The organism is Dellaglioa sp. CoH-57-MRSF-18 (genome assembly GCF_056781995.1).
The window spans coordinates 1-255 of sequence record NZ_JBXAXX010000248.1; the positions used below are offsets into that span (position 1 = coordinate 1).

General features: G+C 56.5%; 1 protein-coding gene. It reads right to left on the reverse strand.

The genetic code is table 11. The annotated features are described in order from the left end of the window. The coding region (locus AC1RPG_RS08870; protein ID WP_481762619.1) for a hypothetical protein at nucleotides 1-209 on the reverse strand (209 nt) is incomplete at its 3' end. Between the last annotated feature and the right edge of the window lie 46 nt (nucleotides 210-255).

Below are 255 nucleotides of genomic sequence, written 5' to 3' on the forward strand. Positions count from 1 at the left end.
GTCGCGTCCCCCGTACCAGCTGTTGCCGGATGCATCTCATGGCCTAGACCCGCGCCCTCAGCCTCCGACAGCATTTGGTACGCATAGGATTCCAGAGTCTCCGGATCAGTGCCAACCGAAAACGCCAGATTGTGGAATTGCTCATCGGACGGGGTGGGGTTGATTTCCAGAAACAGCTTGATGAGTTCTGGGAGCTTGCTGTTAGGCATTGTGTATTCCTCAATGGTTGTGAGCGCCGCGCGCTCGATGCAGATG